Raw genomic sequence first — 26,997 nt, 5'->3', positions numbered from 1 at the left:
TAATGTGTTTTATACTTTTGCAACAAATAATAACAATGGAAAATCAAAATAAAAACTCAGAAGTAGTACGTGGATTAAAGGCTAGACACCTTTCTATGATTGCAATTGGAGGATGTATTGGAACAGGTTTATTTATGGCTAGTGGAGAAGCTATACATCAGGCAGGACCTGGTGGTGCTTTATTAGCTTATGCCATGATAGGGCTAATGGTTTACTTCCTTATGACCTCTCTTGGAGAGATGGCTACTTACCTACCTGTATCAGGCTCTTTTAGTACATATGCTGCTCGATTTGTTGATCCATCGTTAGGTTTTGCTCTTGGTTGGAACTATTGGTTTAACTGGGTGATAACAGTTGCTGTCGATGTATCTATAGCTGCAGTAGTTATCTCTTATTGGGAACCTCTTGGTTTCTTACCTACCTGGGGATGGAGTCTATTATTCTTTCTTGTTATATTTGGTTTAAACACACTATCTGTAAAAGCTTATGGAGAATCAGAATACTGGTTTGCCATTATAAAAGTAGTTACTGTAGTACTTTTCTTAGGTATAGGACTACTAACTATCTTCGGTATATTAGGAGGAGAATATATCGGTTTTAAAAACTTTACATTAGGAGATGCTCCTATCTTAGGAGGCGGATTCTCAGGTAAGTTCTTAAGTGTACTAGGAGTATTCTTAATTGCAGGGTTCTCCTTCCAAGGAACTGAATTAATCGGTATTACAGCAGGAGAATCAGAGAATCCTGAAAAGAATATCCCTAAAGCTATCAAACAAGTATTCTGGAGAATCTTAGTATTCTATATCTTAGCGATATTCGTTATCGGACTGATTATTCCTTATACAAGTCCATCTTTATTAGGAGCAGATATCTCAGAGGTAGCTAAATCACCTTTTACCCTAGTATTCGAAAAAGCACACTTAGCCTTCGCAGCAGCAGTAATGAACGCTGTAATCCTTACTTCTATCTTATCGGCAGGTAACTCTGGATTATACGCTTCTACACGTATGTTATATGCCATGGGAAAAGACGGAATGGCACATAAATCCTTTGGAACAACAAACAAACAAGGAGTTCCGATGATAGCACTAGTAGCTACAGGTCTTGTAGTACTATTAATCTTCGCAGTACAGTCTACACATCCTAATGCAGTGGACTTTATTCTAGCAGCATCTGGTCTTACTGGGTTTATAGCTTGGTTAGGTATTGCTATAAGCCACTACAGATTTAGAAGAGCATTCCACGCTCAAAACAAGAGCTTAGACAATCTTATATATAAAGCTAAATGGTTCCCTTTTGGACCTCTATTCGCTTTATTCTTATGTATATTAGTAATTATAGGTCAAGACTCTAAACTAGTTATGGAAGGCGTATTTGACTGGCGAGGAATACTTATTACCTATATGGGAATACCATTCTTCTTAGCCTTTTACCTATACCATAAGTTTAAGTTTAAAACTAAACGTATCCCTCTTAAAGAGATTGATTTAAATAGATAATAAAAAAGCGTGAAGTGTCAGTCCAGCACTTCACGCTTTTTTTATGTCTTTTGTGATTTTGTTTTTTATTTTTTTGTGGTAGACCATTGACTGTTATCACAGATTTGTAATCCGTGACTTATATACACCTTGTTTCCTTATCCTCCTTTACATTGACGTATAGAGTGTATATTATGCCGAAGGCAAACATTCCTCATTCCTTATTCCTAATTAATCCCTACATACTTGTCCCCAGAATGAGCCACTAGATAAGTACACATCTTTTTATACATAGGAGTTTCTACTCCTAATACAATACCTTGTTTTACCATGTATCCTCCCATAATACCTAGTTCATTGTGCTCTTTCAATGCTTTAAAATCACTGTGCATAGAAGTAGTTGACTCATAAGGAATAGCTTTAAGACGCTCCATAATCACCTCTACAACATCTTCTGATAAAGCAACACCTTTTTTCTTTCCAATAGAAGACGCTTCTGTAATAAGTTGTTTCATTTCCTCTGGGTGGTGTTCCATAACTCCTCCAAAAGAAGAGTCAAAATAAGCAGTAGCCATCGCTGATGAAGATACTAAGATATACTTCTCCCATACTTCTTTAGAAATCTGATTAGTAGCCTCAGCATGCACACCTGCTTCTTTTAAAATAGCCTCAAAATCTTTCATCTCAGGAGTTACTTCTCCGTCTAATCCAAACAAGATACGCTGTCTACCACTAGGATTATCGATTACTCCTGCTTCTTTTAAACGAGATACCATATAGGTACATCCTTGCCATACACGAGATACACCAAAGGCATCTCTTAACTGCTCATAAGCCTCCACTCCATTTAATAAAGGGATAATCACTGTCTTTTCTGTAACGACAGCTTTCATATCTTCTATTGTCTGTGATAAATCATATCCTTTAGTTGCTAGAATGATATAGTCTGAATTTTGTATATCTTTCCACTCAGAAGCAGCTATTGCTGGACGCCCTACCACTTCGTGATCTTTTGATAACACTTTTAACCCACTTTGCTTAATTGCCTCAAGGTGTTTCCCTCTAGCTACAAAACATACTTCTACCTCTTTACTATCTTGATATTTATTAGCCAATAGTCCTCCATAAAAACCTCCCACACCACCAAGTCCTACTATTGTTATTCTCTTTTTATTTTGCATTGTTCTTTGGTTTTAATTCTGTTGTACCAATGTATGGAATTTTTGTGGTTCTGTACTTTTGTTTTTTCTTGTATTCAAAACAATCCACAAAATAATCTATAAAAAACAACATTTCATTTTCTTGTTTTTCAGCCTATTAAAACTATTAAATTGTACTGCAAAAAATTAAAAAACAAACTAGAAAATAGTGTAATTACACACTCCTTCTAATAGCCCGTAAATAGAGCGCTCATACTAGATTGGTGGACAATTCAACGACAATAACCCGTATTTGGTTGAGTAAAGAGGCCTTTTGTCGACCAATCGTTCTTTTATACTTGTCCTATTCTCCAATGAAACATATTCTGCATCCCTTTTGTGTTCTTCACAATAGTTACAAAAAAAGCCATTACCTTAAAGGCAATGGCTTCACTATAACTTTATATATACTGTAGTCTATTTTGTCACTACATCTAGTACTATTTTTAATAAGAATAAGATAGATAATACATAAACTGTAGGTGTAATATCTTTGTGTTCTTTAGCTCCTAATTTTAGGATCGTATAACTTAACATACCAAATACAATACCTTCTGCAATACTATAGGTAAAAGGCATAAACACGATAGTCAAGAAAGCTGGTAATCCATCTGATAACTTATCAAAGTTAATTCTAGTCACAGAAGATATCATAAATAACCCTACGATGATTAAGGCTGGTGCTGTCGCAGCAGCAGGAATAATCAAAAATATCGGTCCTAAGAACAAAGCTAAAGCAAACATAACAGCGACACTCACAGCAGTTAATCCTGTACGCCCACCAGAAGCAACTCCTGATGCACTCTCTACATAAGATGTAACTGAACTCGTACCTAGGATAGATCCTACTGTAGTTCCCATCGCATCAGTAAACAATGCTTTTTTCATCTGTGGGAAGTTACCGTTCTTATCTGCAAGGTTAGTTTTAGAGATAACTCCAATTAGTGTTCCTACTGTATCAAACAAGTTTACAAATAAAAATGTAAATACCACAACCACCATATCGATAGACATAATTTGGTTCCACCCTTCTGCTGTAAACATTGGTTTAATAGCCTCTCCAAAGATAGGTTCGATAGAAGGTGGTAAAGCAACAATACTCGTTGGTAAAGCTACATCTCCTAAGATCAATCCAAATATAGTAGCACTTAATATACCAAATAAGATAGCTCCATTTACATTGCGCATTAATAATACTCCTGTAACAATTAATCCCATAAAAGTCATCCACACAGTATGCTGACTAAAGTCTCCAAGTCTTACTAATGTATTAGGATCAGACACTACTACCCCTGCACTCTTTAATCCGATAAGGGTAATGAATAGTCCGATACCTGCTGGTATAGCCTCTTTTAGCACTTTTGGAATACTGCGTACTATAAGCTCTCTCACATTAAAGAAAGTCAATAGTAAGAAGATAATTCCCTCTATAAAAACAGCAGTTAAAGCAAACTGCCAAGTATATCCCATAGTCAATACAACTGAATATGCAAAGAAACTATTTAGCCCCATACCTGGTGCTTGTGCAATAGGAAGTTTAGCATAAAAACCCATTAGTAAAGTAGCCACGATAGTAGCCAAGGCAGTCGTAGTAAATAACGCTTCTCTATCCATCCCTGCATCTGCTAGAATATTAGGATTTACTACCAAGATATATGACATGGTAAGAAACGTAATGATACCTGCTATAAACTCACGCTTAATAGTAGTACCATTGCTACTTAGTTGAAAGTAGCGCTCTAGAAAATTCTTCATTGTGTTGTGTTGTTGCTTTAAAGCACGCAAAAATAAGAAGATTTAATCAATAATAAACTATAAAAGCCACACTCCTTTTCTCAAATATAAAACATTCTAAATATATCAAAATCAACTAAATATCAATCAATTAAAAATTAAAACACAACAAACTGTCCAAGTTGTATAACATATTAAAAATAGCGGTTAGTAACTTTACACTACAAAACAACAGAAGGAATTATATCAATTTGATTATCACATTAAATCTACATAAAATGGAAAAAATTATTTCAGCTATTATCCTAACTCTAGTAGTTAATTTTAGCATTGCTGCTCAAAATTCTAAGCAAAAAGTAGATGCACAAACTACAACGCAAACAGAACATTGTGATCAAACAAAAAATCATAAACACAGAGGGCATAAACACAATAATCAAGACTGCACGATGAACCATCAGAATTGCACAGACAAGAATCACAAACACAATGATCAAGACCGTACTAGTGGGAAAGCTTGTCATGACAGTAAAGACCACAAACATGGCAAAGATCACAAAGGTAAAGACCATCAACACAAAGGAGAACACAAAGGAGAACACAAAGATCATAAAGACGCTAAGAAAGCTTAACTGCTAATAACAAAAAAAGAGAACCAATGTTCTCTTTTTTTTGTTTACCTCTTATATTTTACCTCTCCTAAAGGTATTGGTTCTAAATTTTTAAGCACCCATTTATTAGCTACTTCACATAGATAGTTTAATTCTCTTGTCTCTCCATCACCAGTCTTTCTAATATCCTTAACTATTAAAGCAACATCTTCCATTTCTTTTTTAGACAAGGTATTACCAAGAGAAAGATACGCTACATAAACATCTAGCATTTTCTTAAAATGAGCGTCCCAATTACCACCTCCATTTCTATAAATCTCATCACGAACCTTACCTGCTATACGTATTATCTCTCCTTGTGTTGTTTTAGCACATCCTTTTGATGGAACCAAAAAGTCCCATAACTCCTCATACTGTTGTTCCCAAGAGCCTGAATTAACTACTATAGTAGATACTCCATCATGCATTATTCTTCTCTTAACTGGCGTTACTTCAAAAAGGGTATACAACTCATCTAATGCTGCACTACATTCTTCTATATAATCTTTAGCAAAATCTTCTCTATGAAATTCAAAACGTTCACCGATACGAGTTACATCGTCTTTCATACTTAAAGTAATCTCTTTCGCCTTTGGCAGAAGAATTTTAACTATGGAAACTAAAGCAGGCAAATCAATATTACTTGCTCTTCTTAATGCACTTTTTAAAGGTGTCTGTTTATATGAATCTAAAGTATTTACATTAGCTCCCGCCTCTAACAATCTCTTAGTAGCATCCTCATTAAATCCATGTCCTGCCGCAAAATGCAACGCTGTACTACCATAAGTATCTACTGCATGTATATTAGCACCAAGTTCTAAAAAAACAGCTATTTTTCCCTTACGTCTAGAGGCGTGTTCATGTAAGGCTGTCCGTTTATAAGAGTCTACAGCATCAATATCAGCTCCACTCTCTACCAACCAACGAGCGAAGTCGTCATTTACATTATAAAAACTAAGAGCTGTAGTTTTACCATAGCCTCCTCTAGCCTCTATTTCACAAGTATCAAATACTTTCTTTAGAACTTTTATATCATTCTTATCTATTAGCTCTTGAAAGTCTTTAGGAAGTGTTTTCTTTTTCTTTGCCATTTGCCACTTTAATATTTCTTTTTCAATATCGAATATACAAAGAATAATGCAACATAATTCATATTACTAATAATATTTATTACTTTTAAATACACAAATACAAAATATCAGCAATGACAAATACTGTAAAACTACTTTGCTTAACCATTTTAATAAGCACAGGAATATCTTGTACAGACACACAATCTAAACACATATTAGAAACAAATACTTACAGCATAACAGTTCCTTCTAATTGGAAACTAGGAAAGATACAAGGAATAGATTCTAGCGTGGATGTAATTATCACAGATAAGCAAGATTCTATATTTTCTGACTTTGGTTGGTATTCTAATAGTTTTAGTGAATATATTTTAATTGATAACATCAACCAAAAAGCTAAAATACATGAACCATTTCTACCTACATTATTGCTTACTTCTCTATCAGACTTAAGTAATTCTATTGATATAGAACATTTTTATTACTATGATACTATAGACAATCGATTAGCTAAGATTATAGTTCCTCATAATAAATATAATGGAGTAACGAGTATTTACTTTAAAGAAATAGATTCTCTTAATAGATTCTCAATGTATAGTAGCACACTGACTTCTGAAGATAGACTAAAATTATTGGATAGCTTTAAAACACTTAAGTTTAAAGATTAAAAAAGTTATTATATCCTTTTTCACAGACTTGATATTGTTGAATCATTGGTTCTAATAAGTTAAACCCAAATTAATAAGTTTCACTCTTTATCCATATAAATCTCTTCTAAAGGAGGATCTTTTAGATTCCTTCCCCTATCAAACCCATAGATCAGTCCAATCATAAAGAGTATAACACATAATACCAAAAACAACAAGGCAACAAGTAACTTAGTACTTGTACTCCACTTCTTATTTCTAGCAATAAGAACAATCACAATAATAAAAATTAGATAAAATAACATATATACTAATTATCATAAATACTCATCTAATTTACAACAACTTAAATAATACACATTAGTAACTACACAAAAAAAACAGCGTCCCCTAAGAGACGCTGCTTCAATATAAAAAAAATTTAAAACAATTCTATTGAATTCTAATAGTGATAGATGATGTAAAGTAAATGAAATAAGCATCATGTCCCTATTATACATTTTATTCCGTAAATAGTTAGACTACAAGCCCTCTGAATAAGCTGACATTTGCACCTATAATTACTTAGGCTATGCAAACAATGATATTAAATAATCTAACTTTAACAGAGTTAGTTAATGATACTGATATATATTTCTTAGACAATAAATGGGAAGCTATTCTTCAAGAGTTAAAACAATTAGAGCAAGTAACTGCTATAACTTATAACAATGGAGCATATCACTTAACTAAAGGGCACTATAGTAATGTTGAAATATTCGAACATGGAATAGGTCAAGCCTTAAATGACATCATTGATATGCGATTATTTTTAAACCATTGGAAATATGGTTTGATTCAAATTAAAAAGAATATTACTCTTTACTTTTTTGACAAACAAGGCAATCAAGTTCATACTATCTTAATAGATAAACAAACTGAATTAGCACTACTTCTGATAGATAAATACAAGGTAGTAGATCAGTCTATAATCACTCTTGACCCTTATCCTAGTATAGAAGAAATTGAAGATGTCGAGATAGACCTAATCTCTTTTCACAAAGATTGGCAAGCATTAAAAGACACACATGACTTCTTCACCATGCTAAGAAAACACAAAGTAACACGTTTACAAGCATTAAGACTTGGTGCGACTGAGTATGTAAAAGAAATAACGATAGATAATCTTATCTCTACTTTAGAAAAAGTAAAGCAAGAACAGATACCTTTAATGAGTTTTGTTGGTAACAAGGGTGCTATACAGATATACACCAATGTTATAGGAGAATTAGCAACAACTGATTATACGATTCAGCTTTCTGATTCAGTCTTTAACTTAGCTCTGATTAGAGCGCAGATAAAGCATATATACATCGTTAGAAAACCAACAACAGACGGTATTGTATCTGCTATTGAAGTATTTAATGACAATGGAGATATTATTACTCAATTCTTTGGAGAACGCAAACGCGATACACTAGAGTTAAAGATTTGGTCTGATATTTTAAACTCTATATAAGCTTTTTTAGATGAATTATTCTTACAAAAATCACATTGAACAAAACTACGAGTTTCCACAAGCAGGGTTTGAACTAACTGATAAAAACACCTTATTATTTCACAAGGTTGATTTATTAGAACTGGCCCAAACTTATGGTACCCCCCTTAAGTTTACATATCTTCCTAAGATATCGCAAAACATCAATAAAGTGAAAGACCTATTTACTAAAGCTATTGATTTATTAGACTATAAGGGAACATATCAGTTTTGTTATTGTACTAAAAGCTCGCATTTTAGTTATATCCTAGACGAGGTATTAAAGAATAAGGTCAATATAGAAACCTCATCCTCATTTGATATCGATATAGTCAAGAATCTTATCCAAAAAGGTAAGGTTACTTCAGATACATTAGTTCTATGTAATGGTTATAAACCGAAAGATTATATACAGAGTATTGCATCTTTGATCAATTCAGGGCATTCTAATACCTTACCTGTTTTGGACAATATGGATGAATTAGCCTTGTTACAATCAGCTATAGATAAAGATTTCTCTATCGGAATACGCATCGCTACAGAAGAAGAGCCTAAGTTTAAATTCTATACTTCAAGGTTAGGTATAGGGTATAAAGATATACCAACGTTCTACAAAAAGCACTTAGCCCGGCAAGATAGAATTACGCTTAAAATGTTACACTTCTTTATTGGTTCCGGAATACGAGACAGAGCTTATTATTGGAATGAGTTACTAAAGTGTATTAAAGTATATGTAGAAGTCAAAAAAGTATGCCCTACCCTAGATAGCCTAAATATCGGAGGTGGGATGCCTATACAGAATTCATTAGACTTTGACTTTGATTACGAGTATATGATTTATGAAATTCTTCACCAAATCAAATTGCTATGTGAAGAATCAGATGTAGCTGTACCTAATATTTATACTGAGTTTGGTTCATACACTGTAGGTGAAAGCTCAGGTATTATCTATAAGATACTAAGTCAGAAAAAGCAAAATGACAGGGAAAACTGGAATATGATTAACTCTTCATTTATTACTTCCCTACCAGATTCGTGGGCGATAAATAAGAAGTTTATCTTATTAGCTATTAATAGATGGAATAAGAATTACGAAAAGGTACAGCTTGGTGGACTTACCTGTGATAGTGACGATTTTTACAATGCTAAACAAGAACAAAACGCTATATACTTACCTAAGTATTCTGAGCAAAATCCTTTGTACATAGGATTCTTTCACACAGGAGCATATCAGGAAACCTTAGGAGGCTATGGAGGAATACAACATTGCCTGATACCTCGTGTAAAACATATCTTGATTAAAGAAGATGAGAATAATCACATACAAACATCTGTATTTAGTCAAGAGCAAAATTACAAAGAAGCTTTAGACCTATTAGGGTACTAAATACCATATAAGAGGATACAATCTCTAACCATCAAATTAGCCATAGATACACTCTATTCGTTCATTGCTATTACATTTTTTATTACCATAGTTCATTCACAGCATAGCTTACCACCTATGCTACTTCATTTATACATTGAATAAGGTGTAATCTTGGCTAATTTATACTCTATTATAATCCATAACGCTTCATAAAATCGGTTGGAGTTGTATTCTCTTTACTTTTAAACACTTTCAAAAAATATGAATAATCTTCATAACCTAATACATAAGCGATTTCACTAAAGCTTTGCTTAGAATACATAAACATCCTCTTTGCTTCAAGGATAACACGATCTGTAATAATCTCTCCTGTTGACTTATTAACCATTGTTCTAACGATTCTATTTAGATGTTTAGGCGTAATATTAAGTTTATCTGCATAATATAATGGTGATTTCTCCTTCATATAATATTCTTCAACCAACTCTTCAAACTTTTGATAGTGAACATTATACTTAATAGTTCCTTGATTACCTGCTTGATTTCTCTTTATCATTTCTCTATGCACTTGTATATAAAACATAGTAGTTAATGACAATAGATACTCATTTCGCATAAACTCTCTATTGTGGTGTTCTTCTATTAGTTGATCACATAGATTAGACCATTTAGCCTGTAAAGACTCATCACAATAAAACACACAAGACTGATTAAGCACATTAAAAAAGTTAAAGCCCTTTAGCAAATTATTAATCAGATGTATATCAAAAAATTCTTTAGTGTGGAAGATGATATACCCATTAATATCATCAGATAATTTCCAACTATGTGTCTGTCCTGGCGATAAGAAAAACAAAGCACCTGGTCTAACCTCATAGGTTAAAAAATCTATCTCATGTACTCCACTTCCCTCTGTGAATAGAACTGTTACATAAAAATTGTGTTTATGCGGTATATCAATATGTAATTTACTGGTACTAAAATGAGTGCGAAACTCATTTACGTAAAACATTGGATTGATAGATTCCTCTTTAAACTGCTTAATCTCTAATACTTTTATCTCACTCATAAAAAAGACCCTTAAATGGTATTAAAAAGACATTACATCCTATTTCTCAAAGATATGTAGCAAAAAGACAAATGAACCTTATTTTACATTTATATTAACAAAAATAAGGCATTTAAAACAAACAATGTCCCTAATATACCTTTTATAGCGAGTAAGTATATCTTTTCATTTAAGCTATTTTAGGGACATTTGTATTCAAATAAAGCAGTAAACTATGAGTACAATTACAGAGCAAAAAAACAATACACTTTGTCAGCATTGTCAAGGCGTTTTAGAGCAACAAGACTCATCTCCATTCTGTGGTGTTCCTTGTAGTTTAGCTTATACCAATATCAAAAGAGTCAACTTACTAGAATACTATAGCATCGGTAAGACTAATAAGAACAAACCTAAGTTGTCTGAAACTAACCAACAGATCTTAGCGAATAGTTTATTTGAGAATCTAATTATTACTCAGACTAATACAGATTACTCTTTAATAGTACTGATAAAAAATTTAGATGATCAAGGCGATCTATACTTATTAGAAAGACTGCATCTGATAAATGCAGGTATAATCAATAGCCTTGTTAATATTAAAAACAAAACTTTAGAAGTAGTTTTAGATACAGATTACAAAATACATAGTCTAATCACTCTATTAGGAGAGCTAGGATATTTAGTAGATACTACCTATCAACCTAAACAGCAAACAAAAGATCCTCTAAAACCCTTAATTACTCGTTTAGGTATTGCAGGGTTCTGTTTTGGCAATGTGATGATGTTATCTCTACCAGAATATTTTGATACTGGAGAATTGTGGTTACAACAGAACAAAAACTTATTTAGAATACTGAATATGCTATTGACTACTGTAGCTATTATAGGAGCGGCACAAGGTTACTTTAAAAGTGCTTTATCTGCCCTAGCACAGAGGTCTATTAATATGGATGTTCCTATCTCATTAGGGATCTCTGTCATTTATCTAAGGAGTTCTTTTGATGTGTTGTTTGGATTAGGTTCTGGCTATTTTGATAGTGTATGTGGGCTTATTTTCTTTCTACTGATTGGTAAATACGCACAAAGCAAAGTATATACTAATCTTCAATATGACAGAGATTATAAAGATTACTTCCCTATATCTGTCACTAAGATAGTGGATAATCAATATATCAATACTGCTCTTGCAGAACTGGTTCCTGGTGATAACCTATTGATTAGAAATAATGAGATTATTCCAGCTGATGCGATAGCTCGTCATGGTTCTATATATGTGGACTACAGTTTTATCACTGGAGAATCATTACCTGTATTAATAAATGAAAATGAGAAAGTACTCGCAGGAGCCAAACTAATTGGGGCTAATATAAGCATCACCCTAATTAGTAGCGTTAACCAGAGTTATTTAACCCAATTATGGAATAATACCTCTATAGAAAAAGAAAACTTATTAAGTGATAAAAGTAAAGTATTAGCGAAGTATTTTACTACTTCCGTACTATTCATTGCGTTGTTTGCATTTGTATTTTGGATGGTTAGAGATTCTACTAAGGCTTTTCATGTACTGACCTCTATCTTAGTTATAGCCTGCCCATGTGCCTTAGCTCTTTCCATTCCTTTTACCTATGGTTTTGGAACTCGTATCTTAAGTAACTATCAGTTCTATCTAGCTAATCCTAATGTGATAGAACAAATTAGTCAGGTAGATACTTTAGTATTTGACAAGACAGGTACTCTTACTTCTAACGACAAAACACAAGTGAGTTATCATGGAAAAGAGTTCTCTAGTAGTGAATTAGAACAACTGACAACTATACTAAGGAGTTCCAATCATCCTCTAAGCAAAATAATAGTTCAAAACAACAACACTTTAGAATCTAAAAAACAAGTACAAAATTTTAAAGAAGTTACTGGACAAGGAATAATAGCCGTAATAGATAAGCATGTTTATAAGATAGGTTCTGCTTCTTTTTTAGGTCAACCAGAAACAGAACAGACGCAAACTCATATTTCTATTGATCAAGAGTACTATGGCAAATATGTATTCTATACCAACTTTAGAATAGGAATAGATACCATGTTTCAAAACTTAAAAAACAAATTTAACCTACATATACTCTCAGGAGATAATACAGGGCAAAAGCAAGAATTAGAGCTTTATCTAAAAGGGCCAGCAGAACTACACTTTAATCAGTCACCTACAGGAAAACTGAGCTACATACAACAGATACAACGAGAGGGAAACAAAGTAGTAATGTTAGGTGATGGATTAAATGATGCAGGAGCTTTAAAACAAAGTCATGTAGGAATATCTGTGACAGAAGACACTAATAACTTCTCTCCGGCATGTGATGTAATCCTATTGGCTAACAAGTTAAAGCATTTGCCCCTCTATATCAACTTTAGTAAAGGCTGTGTAAAAATAGTGAAACAAGCATGGGCTATATCTCTTACTTATAACACCATAGGTATTTCATTAGCTGTAATGGGGTTAATCACTCCTCTTTTTTCTGCTATTCTAATGCCTATAAGCTCTATTAGTGTACTAGTATTCACCAAAATAAAAACTAGTAAACTCCAGAATAAAGTACTAATTCCGATAAATAATTAATAAAACTATGAGTATCCTTTTCCTTCTGATTCCACTCAGTATAATAGTAGCGATAACCTTCCTACTAATTTTTATAAGGGCATGCAAAAGTGGACAGTTTAGCGATATGCAAACACCAGCGATGAGAATTCTACAAGACGTAACTATAAAAAACAAGACAAAATGAAAGAACAGTTTTACTACGACAACAAGGTCGTTAGAAACTTTATTTACGCCACACTCTTCTGGGGAATAGTAGGAATGTGTGTCGGCTTATTATTGGCATCACTTTATTTATTCCCAACTTTAACAGATGGAATAGCTTGGCTGAGTTTCGGAAGGCTAAGACCACTACATACCAACACAATGATCTTTGCCTTTGTAGGTAATGGTGTATTTGCTGGTGTTTACTATTCATTACAGCGACTTCTAAAAGCTCGGATGTATAGTGACCTATTAAGCAAGATTAACTTCTGGGGATGGCAAGCCTTAATACTATGGTCTGTATATACCCTACCTATGGGATATACTTCTACTAAAGAATATGCTGAATATGAATGGCCTCTAGATGTACTAATGGCTATAATATGGGTAGTCTTTGGTATTAATATGACCATGACTATGATCAAAAGACGTGAGCGTCACCTATATGTAGCAATCTGGTTTTACATCGCTACCTTTGTGACTATCGCTGTACTACATATCTTTAATAACTTATCTATACCAGTTACTTTCTTTAAAAGTTACTCTGTATATGCTGGAGTACAAGATGCATTAGTACAATGGTGGTATGGGCATAATGCAGTAGCTTTTTTCTTAACCACTCCTATTTTGGGGCTTATGTATTACTATGTACCTAAGGCCGCTAATAGACCTGTCTATTCATACCGATTATCTATTATTCACTTCTGGTCACTGATCTTTATTTATATCTGGGCTGGTCCTCACCACCTATTATATACATCACTACCTGAATGGGCACAGAACTTAGGTACTGCATTTTCTGTGATGTTATTAGCTCCATCATGGGGAGGTATGATTAATGGATTACTTACACTAAGAGGTGTATGGGATAAGGTAAGAGTAGATCCTGTCTTAAAATTCTTTGTTGTAGCCCTAACGGGATATGCAATGGTTACCTTCGAAGGGCCAATGTTATCACTTAAAAACGTAAATGCTATCGCACACTATACGGATTGGATAGTAGCACACGTACACGTTGGAGGATTAGCGTGGAATGGTTTTATCATTTTCGGTATGTTCTATTGGTTAGTTCCTAAGTTAACGCGAACTAATCTATACTCAATCTCTTTAGCGAATATGCACTTTTGGGTAGCTACATTAGGTATTATACTATATACTGTTCCTATGTATGTAGCCGGTTTCTTACAAGCAAGTATGTGGAAAGAGTTTAAACCAGACGGAACATTAATGTATGGTAACTTTTTAGAAACAGTAACTCAAATCATGCCTATGTATGCTATGCGTGCTATAGGTGGAACATTATACTTACTGGGAACTATCATCTGTATTTATAACTTAATACAGACTATACGCAAAGGAAATACTATTAAAGACGATATGGCTGAAGCACCAGCACTAGTTCGCATCAGTAAAAATAGAATCATCGGAGAGAAATGGCATTCATGGATAGAACGTAAACCTATACAACTAACTATTTTATCTACAGTAGCTATTTCTATAGGGGGAATAGTTCAGATAGTACCTACTCTAGTAGTTAAATCTAATGTACCAACTATCACGACTGTAAAGCCCTATACACCTCTTGAACTAGAAGGTAGAGACTTATATATCAGAGAAGGATGCGTTAACTGTCACTCCCAGATGGTACGTCCATTTAGATCTGAAGTAGAACGCTATGGGGAGTTCTCTAAATCTGGAGAATATGTATATGATCATCCATTCTTATGGGGATCTAAACGTACAGGTCCTGACCTTATTCGTGTAGGGGGCAAATACTCCGATAACTGGCATTTTAATCACTTCTATAATCCAAGAAGTACATCGCCTGGATCGATTATGCCTGCTTACCCATGGCTGTTTGATAATAAAGCTATGAACACTGGGGACTTACAAGATAAGATGAAGGCTTTAGTACAACTCGGAGTACCATACTCTGAACAAGAAATAGCAACTGCCTTAGAAAGTTTAAAAGCTCAAGCTAAACAAGTAGAGCAGAATCTTCATTCAGACCCAGACTTTGTCAAGGCATATAAGGCAAGCAAAAAACAAGCTCAAGAGCAAGGAGTACAATTCGTTCCAATGCACGAGCGTGAAATTACTGCTTTAATTGCTTATATGCAGCGATTAGGTACTGATATCAAGATTGTATCAAAAGAAGTAAAACAACAATAAGAAAGACTGTATTATCATGCTAAAATTCATAAAAGAAAACTTAACTACGATAGACGGCATTGCTATCTTTCCCTTAATATCCTTTGGAATTTTCTTTCTCTTTTTTGTCTTACTACTAGTTTGGGTATTTACCTATTCTAAAAAAGATATTACTAAACTTAGTGAACTTCCCTTTAAAGAAGAAGATAACCGATTATAACTATGAATAATTTATCAATATCAGCTTACATACGTATTACTATCGCATTCTCTGCTGTAGTATATATTATGGAAAGCTTTATAGACACAAAGGACAAATCTTTTGCTTTTCAAGAGAATCTCTTATATGCTTTATTCTTAATTGTACTACTTGTTGTTTTAATAGCGATAGAAACAGTATGGAAAGCAATTAAATTATTAAAGAGTCTATCTCCTGAAGGACATTTTGACAATACTCCGATAACGCTAAAATCACTCTTACAAACATTAACTAAATCTAAACCTATAGAGGCAGAAGATCAATTAATGTTAGATCACGATTATGATGGTATTAAAGAATTAGACAATGCTTTACCTCCATGGTGGGTATGGTTATTCTACATCTGTATCTTCTTTGCTGTAGGATATATGGTAAGATTCCAGGTATTTAATGATTACACTCAACTTGACGAACTTGACAAAGAGAACCAAATAGCAGCATTACATATTGAAGAATACAAAAAGAATAACGCAGATCTAATCGATGCCGAATCTGCAGTATTCCAATCCGATGAAAAAACTTTAAGCGAAGGAAAAGAAATCTTTACAACTAACTGTGCAGCTTGCCACAGAGCTGATGGAGGTGGTGGTATTGGACCAAACCTTACAGATGATAATTGGATATTAGGAGGAGGTATGAAAAACATATTCAACACCATTACAGAGGGAGGTCGTCCTGGAAAAGGAATGGTTGCCTGGAAAGGAACACTAACTTCTTTTGAGATTCAAGCTGTTGCCAGTTATGTTATGAGTCTACACGGCTCTACTCCTGCTGAGGCAAAGGCTGCTGAAGGCGATCTTTGGCAAGAAACAGAACAACAATAATTAGAATAAACTACGAAAATGAAAACGCCAGATCAAGAAAACTTCAGAGATAGTATTAATACTATTGATGAACAAGGAAAACGCAAATGGATTTACCCTAAAAAAGTTAGTGGTAAATTCATGAAATACAGAAAACTTGTAGCTTATGCTCTACTTACTTTTTTGTTTATAGCTCCTTTTATTAAAGTAAATGGAAACCAATTCCTTTTGTTTAATGTACTTGATAGGCGGTTTTCTATTTTCGGTCAACCTTTTTGGCCACAGGACTTCTATATATTTGTCTTGTGTATGATTGTAGGAATTGTCTTTGTGGCCTTATTTACGGTAGCCTTTGGAAGAATATTCTGTGGATGGATATGTCCACAGACTATCTTCTTAGAAATGGTATTCCGTCAAATAGAATTTTGGATAGAAGGAGATAGAGGAGCACAAATTCGCTTAGACAAACAACCTTGGAATAGTGAAAAAATAAGAAAAAAGGGGCTTAAGTGGGCTGTGTTCGCTCTAATTTCATTCATTATTGCTAACATCTTTTTAGCTTACCTTATCAGTAGTGACACCTTAATTAAGTACATCACTGAAGGCCCGACTAAACATAGTTCAACATTAATCGCATTGCTTATATTCACAGCTGTGTTCTATTTCATCTTTGCTTGGTTTAGAGAACAAGTATGTATTATAGCTTGTCCTTATGGACGTTTACAAGGAGTTCTTCTAGATAATAAATCAATTATTGTCGCTTATGATTACAAGCGCGGAGAGAAGGAAAATGGAAGAGCTAAGTTTAACAAGAAAGAGAATCGCTCTGAATCAGGCAAAGGAGATTGTATCGACTGTGAACAGTGTGTACAAGTCTGTCCTACTGGAATAGATATCAGAAATGGTACTCAATTAGAGTGTGTGGGGTGTACTGCATGTATTGATATCTGTAACACGATGATGGCTAATGTAGGTATGCCTACAGGGCTTATCCGCTATACTTCTGAAGAAGAAATAGTACAAAAGAAACGCTTTGAGTTTACTACTAGACTAAAGGCTTACTCAGCAGTACTATTTATACTTATAGGAATTCTAACAGGTATCTTATTTCTTAGAACAGAAATACAGACGAATATCGTACGCCTACCTGGTCAGCTCTTTGAGCATACTGAGAATGGTCTAAAAAATGTATATACGTTTAAAATCTTAAACAAAAAGAATGAGGATATAACTAATCTAACCATTAAAGTGATAGACATAGATGCTAACCTACACGTAGTAGGGAAACCTAATTTAATAGTACCTAAAGGAGAATTAATAGAAGGAACACTTTTTATAGAGATAGCTACAAAAGATATTCAGCAAGAGAATACAAGTCTAAAGATTGGTATTTATCAAGATGGAGAATTAATAGAAACGACTAAGACTAATTTCTTAGGACCTAAAAAACTATTCTAATGATTAAATTCAATTATATAACCTATTTTATTGTAGTAATAGGGGGCTTTATGGCTTTTATTCTATACTTTGTGTACAAGATACAGACTGATAAAACTTATGACCATGAACTTGTATTAGAAAACTATTATGAAAGTGAACTAAAGTTTAATAAACAACTAAATTATGCTGCTAATACAGATTTAAATACGGTATCTATAGATATAACACCTGATCAGTTAATAATAAACCTAAACCACGTAACCAATCCTATTAATAATTCTGGTATGATTTCTTTTTATCGTCCAAATGATAAAACAAAAGATCACCAGATAAGTTTCTCTCCAGATCAAAAATCTATAGAGATTCCATTAAAAGAACTTGCTCTTGGAAGATGGAATATACACATCAGTTGGGATACTCTGGAAGGTAAAAAGGTACAACAGTTTAAAATAAACATATAAACTTGATTTCCAATGCTATCAACTATCGTGTCCTTGTTAGATAGTATCTTAGTTTTTGTTGCTCCCTCAATAAAACTACGACAAGTTTATAGATTGAAGGTTGACCCTAATGGTCAACCTTTTTTTGTTGTCTATAAGTTAGTATGGCACATACTTAGAACATATAAGTATTGAATCAACTATATGCACAAAAAAACAGCGTCCCCTAAGAGACGCTGCTTCAATATAAAAAAAATTTAAAACAATTCTATTGAATTCTAATAGTGATAGGTAATGTGAACTGAGAGCGCACTGCTTTATCATTATTTAAAGCTGGTTTCCATTTCGGCATTGTTTTTAGTACGCGAATAGCTTCTTGTCCTGCTCCATAACCTGGGTCTCTTAATACTTTGATATCAGTTAACCTACCATCTTTCTCCACAATAAAAGACATAATCACTTTTATTTCTTTGGTTCCTGCCTCAATATCTGGAGTTCTAAACTTAGAAACGAAGTTAGAACTAAACTTAGTCATTGTCTCATAAGGTTCTGCTTTATAAGACACTCCTAAATAAACTTTATTATCTTCTTCTTTTTTTACACCTTCTCTAGTCTCATCTAGTTTTACCACTTCAGCTGGATTATCAGTTCTATCCTCATTAATAGCGATAACACCATCCTCATTTGCTTCTACATTATTAGCTCCAGGATTAGCCTCGATAAAATCATCTACACTAGCGGGTTGTTCTGTATTATTACTAGCATGAGTAACTTCAAACTCAGTATACTTTACTTCTTTAACCCTACTTAATACTGTCTCTACTTTTTCCTCTGGAAGTTCTACTTCTGGTTCCTCTTTAGGAATAAAAAGCTCGTCATCTAGATCTTTAGGTGTAATAGGAACATCATATACTACATCTACCATAGCTGTTTCTTCACTTGCAAATAAATTAGAAACCACAGATGGAATAACAAACACTGCACTGAATAAAAATATTCCAGCCACTAAAGACATAATAGTGGTATACGAACTGTTTTTACGCAACTTATATGCTCCATAGGCTTTATTGCGATTCTCAAAAACAATATCCAACCAATCTTTTCTAAACAAATCGTTCTTTGCCATAATTATTTCGTTTTAAAATGTTAAACAATTGGCTGTTGGACTCCGTCTACCAACAAGCTAAATCAATCTACAGCTCTTTTCATACTGTATTAAATAGTTAATATTAATATATGTTCTATTACAAATATATAAATTATAAACGAAAACAATACGTTTTTATTATTCCATCAAAAAATACTTCTTAAATAAATTAACATATTCATTCTAAAAGGTTATCTCTATCCCTTTTATACTACTGAAAAATGTGGACAAAAAAGGGCATTTTACTTAAAATAAGTAAAATGCCCTAAGTTTATATAACTAGTATAACTTATATCGTTATCACCAATCTTGTTCCTGAAGGAAGTTGTTTATTCCACACCTCTTCAATATCCTCTATCGGATATGACTCAGTCTCAATATGCAATTTATTATTAGAGGCCAATAAGAACATCTCAGGTAAAATAACCTTATTAAAAACAATAAGCTCCTCAGGTGAAAGACTTCCAAATCCAGATCCTAATATCTCTATCGCTGAGCTTCTAAGTATAGCTGAAGGTAACGAAATCTCTTTACCTGCCATATCACCTGCTGTTACAATCTTAGTAGTATGAGAAACATAAGTCATAGAATCTCCTTTCAAGGTTTCAATGATAAGTGAAATAGGCTTGCCCCATAAGTAATCAATTACAATATCAATGGGTGTTTGTTGATGAATACTGTTTATTTGAGTTTTAATATTCTCATCTGTATCCTTTAAATTGATAATATGCGTAGCTCCATAAGATTTTAGTTCTTCTAATAAGCGTTCATTTCTTCCTGTTACGATGATATTCTTAGCACCGTAGTGTTTAGCGATTTGTACAGCTACCTGACCAGTAACTCCTGTTGCTCCATTAAAAAGTACAGTTTGACCAGCTACTAATTTTGCTCTAATTAGCAAAGGCATTGCAGAACCTAGCACAGCATTAGGTAAGGCTGCAGCTGTTACATTGTCTAAAGAGTGTGGTATAGGAGTATAATTATCGCCTATAAGTGCTTGTTCAGCTAACATTCCTGTAAGTCCAAATCCATAAACTCTCGTTCCATCTTCTAACTCTCCTACTCCATCTGTACCTACTACTGTGGGGAACTCTTTATAACTAGCATAGTGTTTACCACTTACTCTAGATTTATCAAGATTCTTAACAGCAGAGGCTTTCACATTGATAAGTTTACCTCCTTGTTCTATATTTAATTTTAAGTCTATATCTCCGCATTTGGGTGTGCTTCCCGATTTATACAATATAGCTGCTTTCATTGTTGTGTGTTATAATTTAGCTCTAAAAGTAGTTATTTTATTTGTGTTTTTGTCATTTTGTTATTCTGTTGTTTTGTTATTCTGCTGTTTTGTGGGTTGCGTTTTTATGTTTTTGTTTAAAAGGTAATTTAACTGTAATAGACAAATTCCGTTTAAAAAGGCAATAAGCCAAATAACTATTCTGAGATCTACAGTTAATTCAAATAACTACTTAGACAACTCTTCCTTACATTCCTTTTCAAGAATACCCTTTACTAATTCAGGCGCTTTTCCCCAAATAGCAATATTATTTGCCTCTAAAATAGGGTATTCAGAGCTAGCACCCCCAATCTCTCCTGTAGAAATACTCCAAACAACACTACTTATCCTATGATGTCTTATTGCATATGAACATAGTATACAGGGCTCATGCGTGGTATACATAGTATATCCACTCATATCTACTATATCTAATTTCTCTCTTAAGTTTCTAATTACCTCGACTTCTGCATGACAGGTAATATCTTTTTTTGCCTTACCTGCTTCAAGAGCATAAGCCATAATCTCTCCGTCTTTTACTAATATGGCCCCTACTGGACTTTCTCCATTACTTTTTGCTTCTTTACCAAGATTGATACACTGCCTAATATAAAATTGATGATCTTTCATTATTCTCTTTTTATTTTGGTTAAAGATAAAGTGATACTCCACAACTATAATTATCTTTCTAAGACATATCCTTGTCTTAGAAAGACAGTATTATTTTGTGTTTTTGTTATTCTGTTTTTTTGTGTTTTTTGTTTAGAAGGTAATTTCAAAGCGAAAAAATAGAAATCAGAAACAACAAAAGACCATTCAAAAAAACTAAAATATTGCTAAACTACGTAGCAGATTCACTGTTGCACTTCGCATTAGTTAGATAAAGTCGTATATTTGTTTCTTTGCTAAAAAATATGTCTAAAATAGAAGAAACAATAGAAGTATTAGGAGCTAGAGTACATAATCTAAAGAATATAGATGTCTCTATTCCTCGTGAAAAACTTGTGGTTATCACTGGTCTTTCTGGATCGGGAAAATCCTCTCTTGCTTTTGATACTATCTATGCAGAAGGCCAACGCCGATATATAGAAACTTTCTCTGCTTATGCTAGACAATTCTTAGGAGGACTAGAAAGACCTGATGTTGATAAAATAGATGGTTTATCCCCTGTAATTGCTATTGAGCAGAAGACAACCAATAAAAGCCCTCGTTCGACTGTAGGAACGATTACCGAAATATATGACTTTATGCGTTTACTATTCGCTAGAGCAGGTGAAGCATATAGTTATAATACTGGTGAAAAGATGGTAAGCTACTCTGATGAGCAGATCTTAGACCTTATCATCAGTGAGTACCAAGGAAAGCGTATTAATATACTAGCGCCTGTGGTACGAGCAAGAAAAGGGCATTACAGAGAACTTTTTGAACAAATCGCTAAACAAGGTTTTCTAAAAGTACGCGTAGATGGAGAGATACTAGATATCACTTCGGGTATGCGTGTGGATAGATATAAAACTCACGATATAGAAACGGTTATAGATCGTATCGCTATAGATGATACTGAACAGACTAAACAACGTCTGACTGAAAGTATTAAAGTAGCTATGCACTATGGTGATGATATTATCATGGTGTTAGAACACGAAGGTGAAGTAGCTCGTTTCTTTAGTCGTCACTTAATGTGTCCGACTACAGGTATCTCTTATTCGAAACCAGAGCCAAATAACTTCTCGTTTAACTCTCCTAAAGGAGCTTGTCCATGCTGTAATGGATTAGGTATAATCAATGAGATTAACCACCTTAAAATCATTCCAGATCCTGCTATTTCTATTAAAGCAGGTGGATTAATACCATTAGGTACAGAGAAAAAGTCTTGGATGTTCAAACAACTAGAGATTATTGCTGAGAAGTATAAGTTCTCTTTAAATGATCCTATTGATAAAATCCCAGCAGAAGCAATGGATATTATCCTGAATGGTGGTCAAGAGAGTTTCTCTGTGGTATCTAAAGTAGCTGGTATTACAAAGAATTACAAGATAGACTTCGAGGGAATCATTAACTTCATCAAAAACCAATTTGAAGAAAGCGAAAGTGCAACTATCAAAAGATGGGCTAAGGAATTTATGGACGAGATTGATTGCCCTGAATGTAATGGTACTCGTCTTAAGAAAGAAGCTTTATACTTTAAAATAGGAGATAAAAACATCGGTGAGTTAATCCAAATGGATGTAGAAACACTTATTGATTGGTTTAAAAAAGTTCCTTATCAGTTATCTGAGAAACAAGTAACCATAGGTGCTGAAGTCTTAAAAGAGATTACAACTCGTTTGTCTTTTCTGCAAGATGTAGGGTTGACTTATTTATCTTTAAATAGAAGCTCGCGCACATTATCTGGTGGAGAGGCTCAACGTATACGTCTAGCTACTCAGATAGGTTCTCAACTAGTAGGGGTTTTATACATCTTAGACGAACCTAGTATTGGATTACATCAACGTGATAATGAACGATTAATCAAATCACTAGAATCGCTTAGAGATATCGGTAACTCTGTCTTAGTGGTAGAACACGACAAGGATATGATAGAGCGTGCCGATTATGTCATAGATATAGGTCCTAGAGCGGGTAAAAACGGAGGTAAGATTATCAGTGAAGGTACTCCTGCTCAATTATTAAAAGAGGATACTCTAACTGCTAATTACCTAAACGGGAAGCTTAAAATAGCTATTCCTAAAAAACGTAGAAAAGGAAATGGAAAAACCTTAAAACTAGAAGGAGCTACTGGTAACAATCTTAAAAATGTAAGTATAGAAGTACCTCTAGGTACCCTTACTTGTGTAACAGGAGTTTCTGGTTCTGGTAAATCAACTTTGATTAATGGTACACTCTACCCTATTCTAAATACGCACTTCTTTAATGCTGTGGCAAAACCACAACCCTATAAGAAGATTACTGGTCTAGAACATATAGATAAAGTTATCGCTATTGATCAAAGTCCTATTGGACGTACACCACGTTCTAATCCGGCTACTTATACAGATGTATTCTCTGATATTAGAAACTTGTTTGCACAAGTTCCTGAAGCTGCCATACGCGGGTACAAACCTGGACGTTTTAGCTTTAATGTCAAAGGAGGACGCTGTGATACTTGTGAAGGTTCTGGGGTTCGTACCATAGAAATGGGGTTCTTACCTGATGTATATGTAGAATGTGAAACATGTCAAGGAAAACGCTTTAACCGTGAGACTCTTGAGATTAGGTATAAAGGAAAGTCTATTTCTGATATCTTAGATATGACTGTAGCAGAAGGTGTGGAGTTTTTTGAGAATATTCCAAAAATATATCGTAAATTGAAAACTATAAATGAAGTTGGTTTAGGATATATTACGTTAGGCCAACAAAGTACTACTCTATCTGGTGGAGAAGCACAGCGAATTAAATTAGCTAGTGAATTATCTAAGAAAGATACTGGTAATACGTTTTATATATTAGACGAACCAACAACAGGTCTACACTTTGAAGATATACGTGTGTTAATGGAGGTAATTAATAAGTTAGTAGAGAAAGGAAATACAATACTAATTATCGAACACAATCTAGATGTTATCAAAACAGCAGACTATATCATAGATGTAGGATATGAAGGTGGTAGTCAAGGTGGACAAATAGTTGCTACTGGTACACCTGAAGAAATATGTAAGAATAATAAGAGCTATACAGCTCACTTTTTAAAAGAGGAGTTAAAAAATTAAGATTATGAAAGACGCATTTGAAAGTGAAGAAGCAAAAATCCAAGACAAATTCAAACAAAGATCTTGGAACGAGATAAAGACAAATGATTCATGGGGAATCTTTAAAATCATGTCAGAATTCGTGAATGGATATGAGAAAATCGGTCGTATTGGGCCATGTGTATCTATCTTCGGTTCTGCTAGAACTAAAACAGATGATCCTTATTATAAACTAGCAGAAGAGATTGCTTTTAAAGTAAGTCAGGCAGGTTACGGTATTATTACTGGTGGTGGTCCTGGTATCATGGAAGCTGGTAACAAAGGAGCTCATTTAGGAAAAGGAGTTTCTGTAGGTTTAAATATTGAGTTACCATTCGAGCAACACTTTAACCCATATATCGACCACGATAAGAACTTACAATTTGATTATTTCTTTGTACGTAAAGTAATGTTTGTAAAATACTCTCAAGGATTCGTAGTAATGCCTGGAGGTTTTGGTACACTTGATGAACTATTTGAAGCTATTACTCTTATCCAAACAAAGAAAATTGCTAAGTTCCCTATCGTATTAGTAGGTACAGAGTTCTGGGGAGGATTAATCGAGTGGGTTAAAACTATCTTACTAGATAAATACCACAATATATCTCCTGAGGATATGAACTTAATTAAGATTGTAGATTCAGCTGATGAAGTAGTAGAAGTAATTGATGCATTCTACAAAAAATACAACTTAAGACCAAATTTCTAAAAAGTGTTTTAGATACAGATAGAGAAGACTGCTATTATATAGCGGTCTTTTTTTATACCTCTATTCTTTATCTTTCCCTTATTTAAGAGTCGAACTACAAAGTAGCTTACTGCATAGCTCATTTCACATTATCGTTCGCCTATAGTCCTATATAACCTTAAGGTATCAACAAAGAAGCCGTTATGATATAATCATAACGGCTTCTTTGTTGATTTAAGTTTTAGTCAAATTACTTTGCTAATACTTCTTCTATTTTTTTGCTTAAGTCTTCACCTCTTAAGTTCATGTCAATAATAGTACCTGTAGCATCTACTAAGTAGTTAGCAGGAATACCTTCAATACCATAAGCAGGAATGATAGGATCTTCCCAGAACTTAAGGTTAGATACTTGAGTCCAAGTTAACTTGTCCATCTCAATAGCTTTCTTCCAAGCAGCCTCATCTTTATCAATAGAGTATCCGATGATATCAAATCCTTTAGCATTAAAAGCATTGTAAGCTTTTACTACATTAGGATTTTCTTGACGACATGGTCCACACCAAGATGCCCATACATCAACTAAAACTAACTTTTTACCTTGTAAAAATGAAGTAAGAGTCACTTCTTTCCCATCAGGAGTAGAAGCTTTAAACTCAGGTAACTTATCTCCTACTGATAGTCCTTTTGTTTCTGCATGATCATGAGAGTCCTCTCCTGTTAATACATTTAAGTATTCAGCAATTTTCTTACCTATTTTAGAATCTTTAAGTTCTTTAGAGTACTTATCAAAATCAGCTTTATAATCTGCAGGAGCTTTCTCTCCAGAAGGAATCATTTGTTTTAATAAGAATAATCCGAAAGCATTACCTTCATTTTCTTTAGCATATTTCTCTAAAATACCTTTAGGAGCAACTAATAATTCTTGATATTCAGATTCTAACTTTTTAAACTCTTCTGATTCTGTTTGTCCTGTTTGAGCTAACATCATCATCTGCATTCCTTTTTCATTAGAAAAATTCATTAGTTTTTCTGCAAAAGGGTTCATTTCATCTTGGAATTTCTGAAGCTTAATATTGTTTTCCGTTCCTCCTACTACAGGTTTGTCTGGAGTTTCTTTATCAATACTAATAGTAATAGTACCTGGTTCTGCTAAGAAAAATGCACTAAAATCTTCTGAATCATTTCCTTTAATACTTAAAAAAGCCTCATCTAACTCTGTAAATGTATGCTCTAGAGATAGTTTTCCTCCAACGATAGCTCCTTTTGCTACTGTTGTAGGCATATCTTTACCTACCTCTACAGATAATATTTCAACCTCTGTATTATCAGGGAAATTTTTTGCTGTTACTTCAATAACATTCTTTTTCTGGCACGATACAAATACAAGTGCAGCGATCAGAAAAACACCTAATTTTTTCATCTAAATAGTTTTTATTTTAATTCGTTAAAAATAGACATATTTTTAGATTAGTTTCAATTATAACAGATACTTTTTAAAATCATTAACTTTTTAGT

The 26,997-nt window shown here is 33.7% G+C and carries 22 protein-coding genes; 14 read left to right on the top strand and 8 right to left on the bottom strand.

The genetic code is table 11. The annotated features are described in order from the left end of the window. The first annotated feature begins 2 nt into the window (after window positions 1–2). A complete protein-coding gene (locus BMX53_RS08350) occupies window positions 3–1,499 on the top strand; it encodes an amino acid permease (RefSeq protein ID WP_074745682.1) in 1,497 nt (498 codons plus the stop codon). A 206-nt stretch (window positions 1,500–1,705) separates the two neighbouring features. Here the strand turns inward: BMX53_RS08350 and BMX53_RS08345 are convergent, their stop codons facing one another. After that, the gene (locus BMX53_RS08345; RefSeq protein ID WP_074745680.1) at window positions 1,706–2,659 is read right to left on the bottom strand and encodes a ketopantoate reductase family protein; all 954 of its coding nucleotides are present in this window, start codon (window positions 2,657–2,659) and stop codon (window positions 1,706–1,708) included. A gap of 435 nt (window positions 2,660–3,094) precedes the next feature. Then, the gene (locus BMX53_RS08340) at window positions 3,095–4,432 is read right to left on the bottom strand and encodes an NCS2 family permease (RefSeq protein WP_038986556.1); all 1,338 of its coding nucleotides are present in this window, start codon (window positions 4,430–4,432) and stop codon (window positions 3,095–3,097) included. Between the two features lie 257 nt (window positions 4,433–4,689). Between BMX53_RS08340 and BMX53_RS08335 the strand changes: the two genes are divergently transcribed. After that, a complete protein-coding gene (locus BMX53_RS08335) occupies window positions 4,690–5,043 on the top strand; it encodes a hypothetical protein (protein WP_074745678.1) in 354 nt (117 codons plus the stop codon). A gap of 44 nt (window positions 5,044–5,087) precedes the next feature. Here the strand turns inward: BMX53_RS08335 and BMX53_RS08330 are convergent, their stop codons facing one another. Then, window positions 5,088–6,152, bottom strand: a complete 1,065-nt coding sequence (locus BMX53_RS08330) for an ankyrin repeat domain-containing protein (RefSeq protein ID WP_074745676.1) — start codon at window positions 6,150–6,152, stop codon at window positions 5,088–5,090. A 113-nt stretch (window positions 6,153–6,265) separates the two neighbouring features. On the opposite strand from BMX53_RS08330, the gene BMX53_RS08325 reads away from it, so the two are divergent. The 3 genes from BMX53_RS08325 (at window position 6,266) to BMX53_RS08310 (ending at window position 9,687) form a co-directional block, all read left to right on the top strand. Then, window positions 6,266–6,805, top strand: coding sequence for a hypothetical protein (locus BMX53_RS08325; protein ID WP_074745674.1), 540 nt, complete (start codon window positions 6,266–6,268; stop codon window positions 6,803–6,805). A gap of 550 nt (window positions 6,806–7,355) precedes the next feature. After that, window positions 7,356–8,282: a ChuX/HutX family heme-like substrate-binding protein gene (locus BMX53_RS08315; RefSeq protein WP_074745670.1), complete on the top strand. Its 927-nt coding sequence runs from the start codon at window positions 7,356–7,358 to the stop codon at window positions 8,280–8,282. 10 nt (window positions 8,283–8,292) lie between these two features. After that, window positions 8,293–9,687, top strand: coding sequence for a type III PLP-dependent enzyme domain-containing protein (locus tag BMX53_RS08310; RefSeq protein ID WP_074745668.1), 1,395 nt, complete (start codon window positions 8,293–8,295; stop codon window positions 9,685–9,687). Between the two features lie 172 nt (window positions 9,688–9,859). Here BMX53_RS08310 and BMX53_RS08305 read toward each other — a convergent pair whose 3' ends face one another. Continuing rightward, window positions 9,860–10,738 (bottom strand): AraC family transcriptional regulator, encoded by an 879-nt coding sequence (locus tag BMX53_RS08305; protein ID WP_074745666.1) that lies wholly within the window; start codon window positions 10,736–10,738, stop codon window positions 9,860–9,862. A gap of 214 nt (window positions 10,739–10,952) precedes the next feature. Between BMX53_RS08305 and BMX53_RS08300 the strand changes: the two genes are divergently transcribed. From BMX53_RS08300 to BMX53_RS08270, 7 genes are read left to right on the top strand one after another with little or no spacing between them, the layout of a single operon-like run. Next, window positions 10,953–13,328 (top strand): heavy metal translocating P-type ATPase, encoded by a 2,376-nt coding sequence (locus BMX53_RS08300; protein ID WP_074745664.1) that lies wholly within the window; start codon window positions 10,953–10,955, stop codon window positions 13,326–13,328. Between the two features lie 7 nt (window positions 13,329–13,335). Further along, complete coding sequence (gene ccoS, locus BMX53_RS08295; RefSeq protein WP_074745662.1) at window positions 13,336–13,494, top strand: cbb3-type cytochrome oxidase assembly protein CcoS; 159 nt, start codon at window positions 13,336–13,338, stop codon at window positions 13,492–13,494. Further along, window positions 13,491–15,683 (top strand): cytochrome-c oxidase, cbb3-type subunit I, encoded by a 2,193-nt coding sequence (gene ccoN / locus BMX53_RS08290; RefSeq protein WP_074745660.1) that lies wholly within the window; start codon window positions 13,491–13,493, stop codon window positions 15,681–15,683. Before ccoS ends, ccoN begins: the two co-directional genes overlap by 4 nt. 16 nt (window positions 15,684–15,699) lie before the next feature. Next, window positions 15,700–15,882 (top strand): cytochrome C oxidase subunit IV, encoded by a 183-nt coding sequence (locus tag BMX53_RS08285; protein WP_074745658.1) that lies wholly within the window; start codon window positions 15,700–15,702, stop codon window positions 15,880–15,882. Between the two features lie 2 nt (window positions 15,883–15,884). Beyond that, complete coding sequence (locus BMX53_RS08280; RefSeq protein WP_074745656.1) at window positions 15,885–16,745, top strand: cbb3-type cytochrome c oxidase N-terminal domain-containing protein; 861 nt, start codon at window positions 15,885–15,887, stop codon at window positions 16,743–16,745. A gap of 18 nt (window positions 16,746–16,763) precedes the next feature. Beyond that, a complete protein-coding gene (gene ccoG / locus BMX53_RS08275) occupies window positions 16,764–18,182 on the top strand; it encodes a cytochrome c oxidase accessory protein CcoG (protein WP_074745654.1) in 1,419 nt (472 codons plus the stop codon). Then, window positions 18,182–18,625 carry a FixH family protein gene (locus tag BMX53_RS08270; RefSeq protein WP_074745652.1) on the top strand — a complete coding sequence of 148 codons (444 nt, stop codon included), beginning with the start codon at window positions 18,182–18,184 and terminating at the stop codon, window positions 18,623–18,625. Before ccoG ends, BMX53_RS08270 begins: the two co-directional genes overlap by 1 nt. A gap of 247 nt (window positions 18,626–18,872) precedes the next feature. On the opposite strand, the gene BMX53_RS08265 is transcribed toward BMX53_RS08270, so the two are convergent. The 3 genes from BMX53_RS08265 to BMX53_RS08255 all read right to left on the bottom strand — a co-directional run bounded on the left by BMX53_RS08265 (window position 18,873) and on the right by BMX53_RS08255 (window position 21,657). After that, entirely contained in the window at window positions 18,873–19,730 is an 858-nt protein-coding gene (locus BMX53_RS08265) for an energy transducer TonB (protein WP_074745650.1), read from the bottom strand. Between the two features lie 310 nt (window positions 19,731–20,040). Then, window positions 20,041–21,009 carry a quinone oxidoreductase family protein gene (locus BMX53_RS08260; protein ID WP_074745648.1) on the bottom strand — a complete coding sequence of 323 codons (969 nt, stop codon included), beginning with the start codon at window positions 21,007–21,009 and terminating at the stop codon, window positions 20,041–20,043. Window positions 21,010–21,216: 207 nt separating this feature from the next. After that, window positions 21,217–21,657 carry a nucleoside deaminase gene (locus tag BMX53_RS08255; protein ID WP_074745646.1) on the bottom strand — a complete coding sequence of 147 codons (441 nt, stop codon included), beginning with the start codon at window positions 21,655–21,657 and terminating at the stop codon, window positions 21,217–21,219. Window positions 21,658–21,941: 284 nt separating this feature from the next. Here BMX53_RS08255 and uvrA point away from each other — a divergent pair, with 284 nt between their 5' ends. Both uvrA and BMX53_RS08245 read left to right on the top strand, forming a co-directional pair. Next, a complete protein-coding gene (uvrA, locus tag BMX53_RS08250) occupies window positions 21,942–24,776 on the top strand; it encodes an excinuclease ABC subunit UvrA (RefSeq protein ID WP_074745644.1) in 2,835 nt (944 codons plus the stop codon). 4 nt (window positions 24,777–24,780) lie between these two features. Beyond that, the gene (locus BMX53_RS08245; protein WP_038986568.1) at window positions 24,781–25,503 is read left to right on the top strand and encodes an LOG family protein; all 723 of its coding nucleotides are present in this window, start codon (window positions 24,781–24,783) and stop codon (window positions 25,501–25,503) included. Window positions 25,504–25,732: 229 nt separating this feature from the next. Here BMX53_RS08245 and BMX53_RS08240 read toward each other — a convergent pair whose 3' ends face one another. Then, a complete protein-coding gene (locus BMX53_RS08240) occupies window positions 25,733–26,902 on the bottom strand; it encodes a TlpA disulfide reductase family protein (RefSeq protein ID WP_074745642.1) in 1,170 nt (389 codons plus the stop codon). Between the last annotated feature and the right edge of the window lie 95 nt (window positions 26,903–26,997).

Source organism: Myroides marinus, from assembly GCF_900109075.1.
Taxonomy (GTDB): Bacteria; Bacteroidota; Bacteroidia; order Flavobacteriales; family Flavobacteriaceae; genus Flavobacterium; species Flavobacterium marinum_A.
Note: the sequence above shows the minus strand (reverse complement) of the source record. Positions and strands in the feature narration are given on the sequence as shown.

Excerpts from the sequence above, each read along its gene's own strand:
- BMX53_RS08350 (WP_074745682.1), top strand. The coding sequence starts at position 3 with ATGTGTTTTATACTTTTGCAACAAATAATAACAATGGAAAATCAAAAT.
- BMX53_RS08345 (WP_074745680.1), bottom strand. The coding sequence starts at position 2,659 with ATGCAAAATAAAAAGAGAATAACAATAGTAGGACTTGGTGGTGTGGGA.
- BMX53_RS08340 (WP_038986556.1), bottom strand. The coding sequence starts at position 4,432 with ATGAAGAATTTTCTAGAGCGCTACTTTCAACTAAGTAGCAATGGTACT.
- BMX53_RS08335 (WP_074745678.1), top strand. The coding sequence starts at position 4,690 with ATGGAAAAAATTATTTCAGCTATTATCCTAACTCTAGTAGTTAATTTT.
- BMX53_RS08330 (WP_074745676.1), bottom strand. The coding sequence starts at position 6,152 with ATGGCAAAGAAAAAGAAAACACTTCCTAAAGACTTTCAAGAGCTAATA.
- BMX53_RS08325 (WP_074745674.1), top strand. The coding sequence starts at position 6,266 with ATGACAAATACTGTAAAACTACTTTGCTTAACCATTTTAATAAGCACA.
- BMX53_RS08315 (WP_074745670.1), top strand. The coding sequence starts at position 7,356 with ATGCAAACAATGATATTAAATAATCTAACTTTAACAGAGTTAGTTAAT.
- BMX53_RS08310 (WP_074745668.1), top strand. The coding sequence starts at position 8,293 with ATGAATTATTCTTACAAAAATCACATTGAACAAAACTACGAGTTTCCA.
- BMX53_RS08305 (WP_074745666.1), bottom strand. The coding sequence starts at position 10,738 with ATGAGTGAGATAAAAGTATTAGAGATTAAGCAGTTTAAAGAGGAATCT.
- BMX53_RS08300 (WP_074745664.1), top strand. The coding sequence starts at position 10,953 with ATGAGTACAATTACAGAGCAAAAAAACAATACACTTTGTCAGCATTGT.
- ccoS (WP_074745662.1), top strand. The coding sequence starts at position 13,336 with ATGAGTATCCTTTTCCTTCTGATTCCACTCAGTATAATAGTAGCGATA.
- ccoN (WP_074745660.1), top strand. The coding sequence starts at position 13,491 with ATGAAAGAACAGTTTTACTACGACAACAAGGTCGTTAGAAACTTTATT.
- BMX53_RS08285 (WP_074745658.1), top strand. The coding sequence starts at position 15,700 with ATGCTAAAATTCATAAAAGAAAACTTAACTACGATAGACGGCATTGCT.
- BMX53_RS08280 (WP_074745656.1), top strand. The coding sequence starts at position 15,885 with ATGAATAATTTATCAATATCAGCTTACATACGTATTACTATCGCATTC.
- ccoG (WP_074745654.1), top strand. The coding sequence starts at position 16,764 with ATGAAAACGCCAGATCAAGAAAACTTCAGAGATAGTATTAATACTATT.
- BMX53_RS08270 (WP_074745652.1), top strand. The coding sequence starts at position 18,182 with ATGATTAAATTCAATTATATAACCTATTTTATTGTAGTAATAGGGGGC.
- BMX53_RS08265 (WP_074745650.1), bottom strand. The coding sequence starts at position 19,730 with ATGGCAAAGAACGATTTGTTTAGAAAAGATTGGTTGGATATTGTTTTT.
- BMX53_RS08260 (WP_074745648.1), bottom strand. The coding sequence starts at position 21,009 with ATGAAAGCAGCTATATTGTATAAATCGGGAAGCACACCCAAATGCGGA.
- BMX53_RS08255 (WP_074745646.1), bottom strand. The coding sequence starts at position 21,657 with ATGAAAGATCATCAATTTTATATTAGGCAGTGTATCAATCTTGGTAAA.
- uvrA (WP_074745644.1), top strand. The coding sequence starts at position 21,942 with ATGTCTAAAATAGAAGAAACAATAGAAGTATTAGGAGCTAGAGTACAT.
- BMX53_RS08245 (WP_038986568.1), top strand. The coding sequence starts at position 24,781 with ATGAAAGACGCATTTGAAAGTGAAGAAGCAAAAATCCAAGACAAATTC.
- BMX53_RS08240 (WP_074745642.1), bottom strand. The coding sequence starts at position 26,902 with ATGAAAAAATTAGGTGTTTTTCTGATCGCTGCACTTGTATTTGTATCG.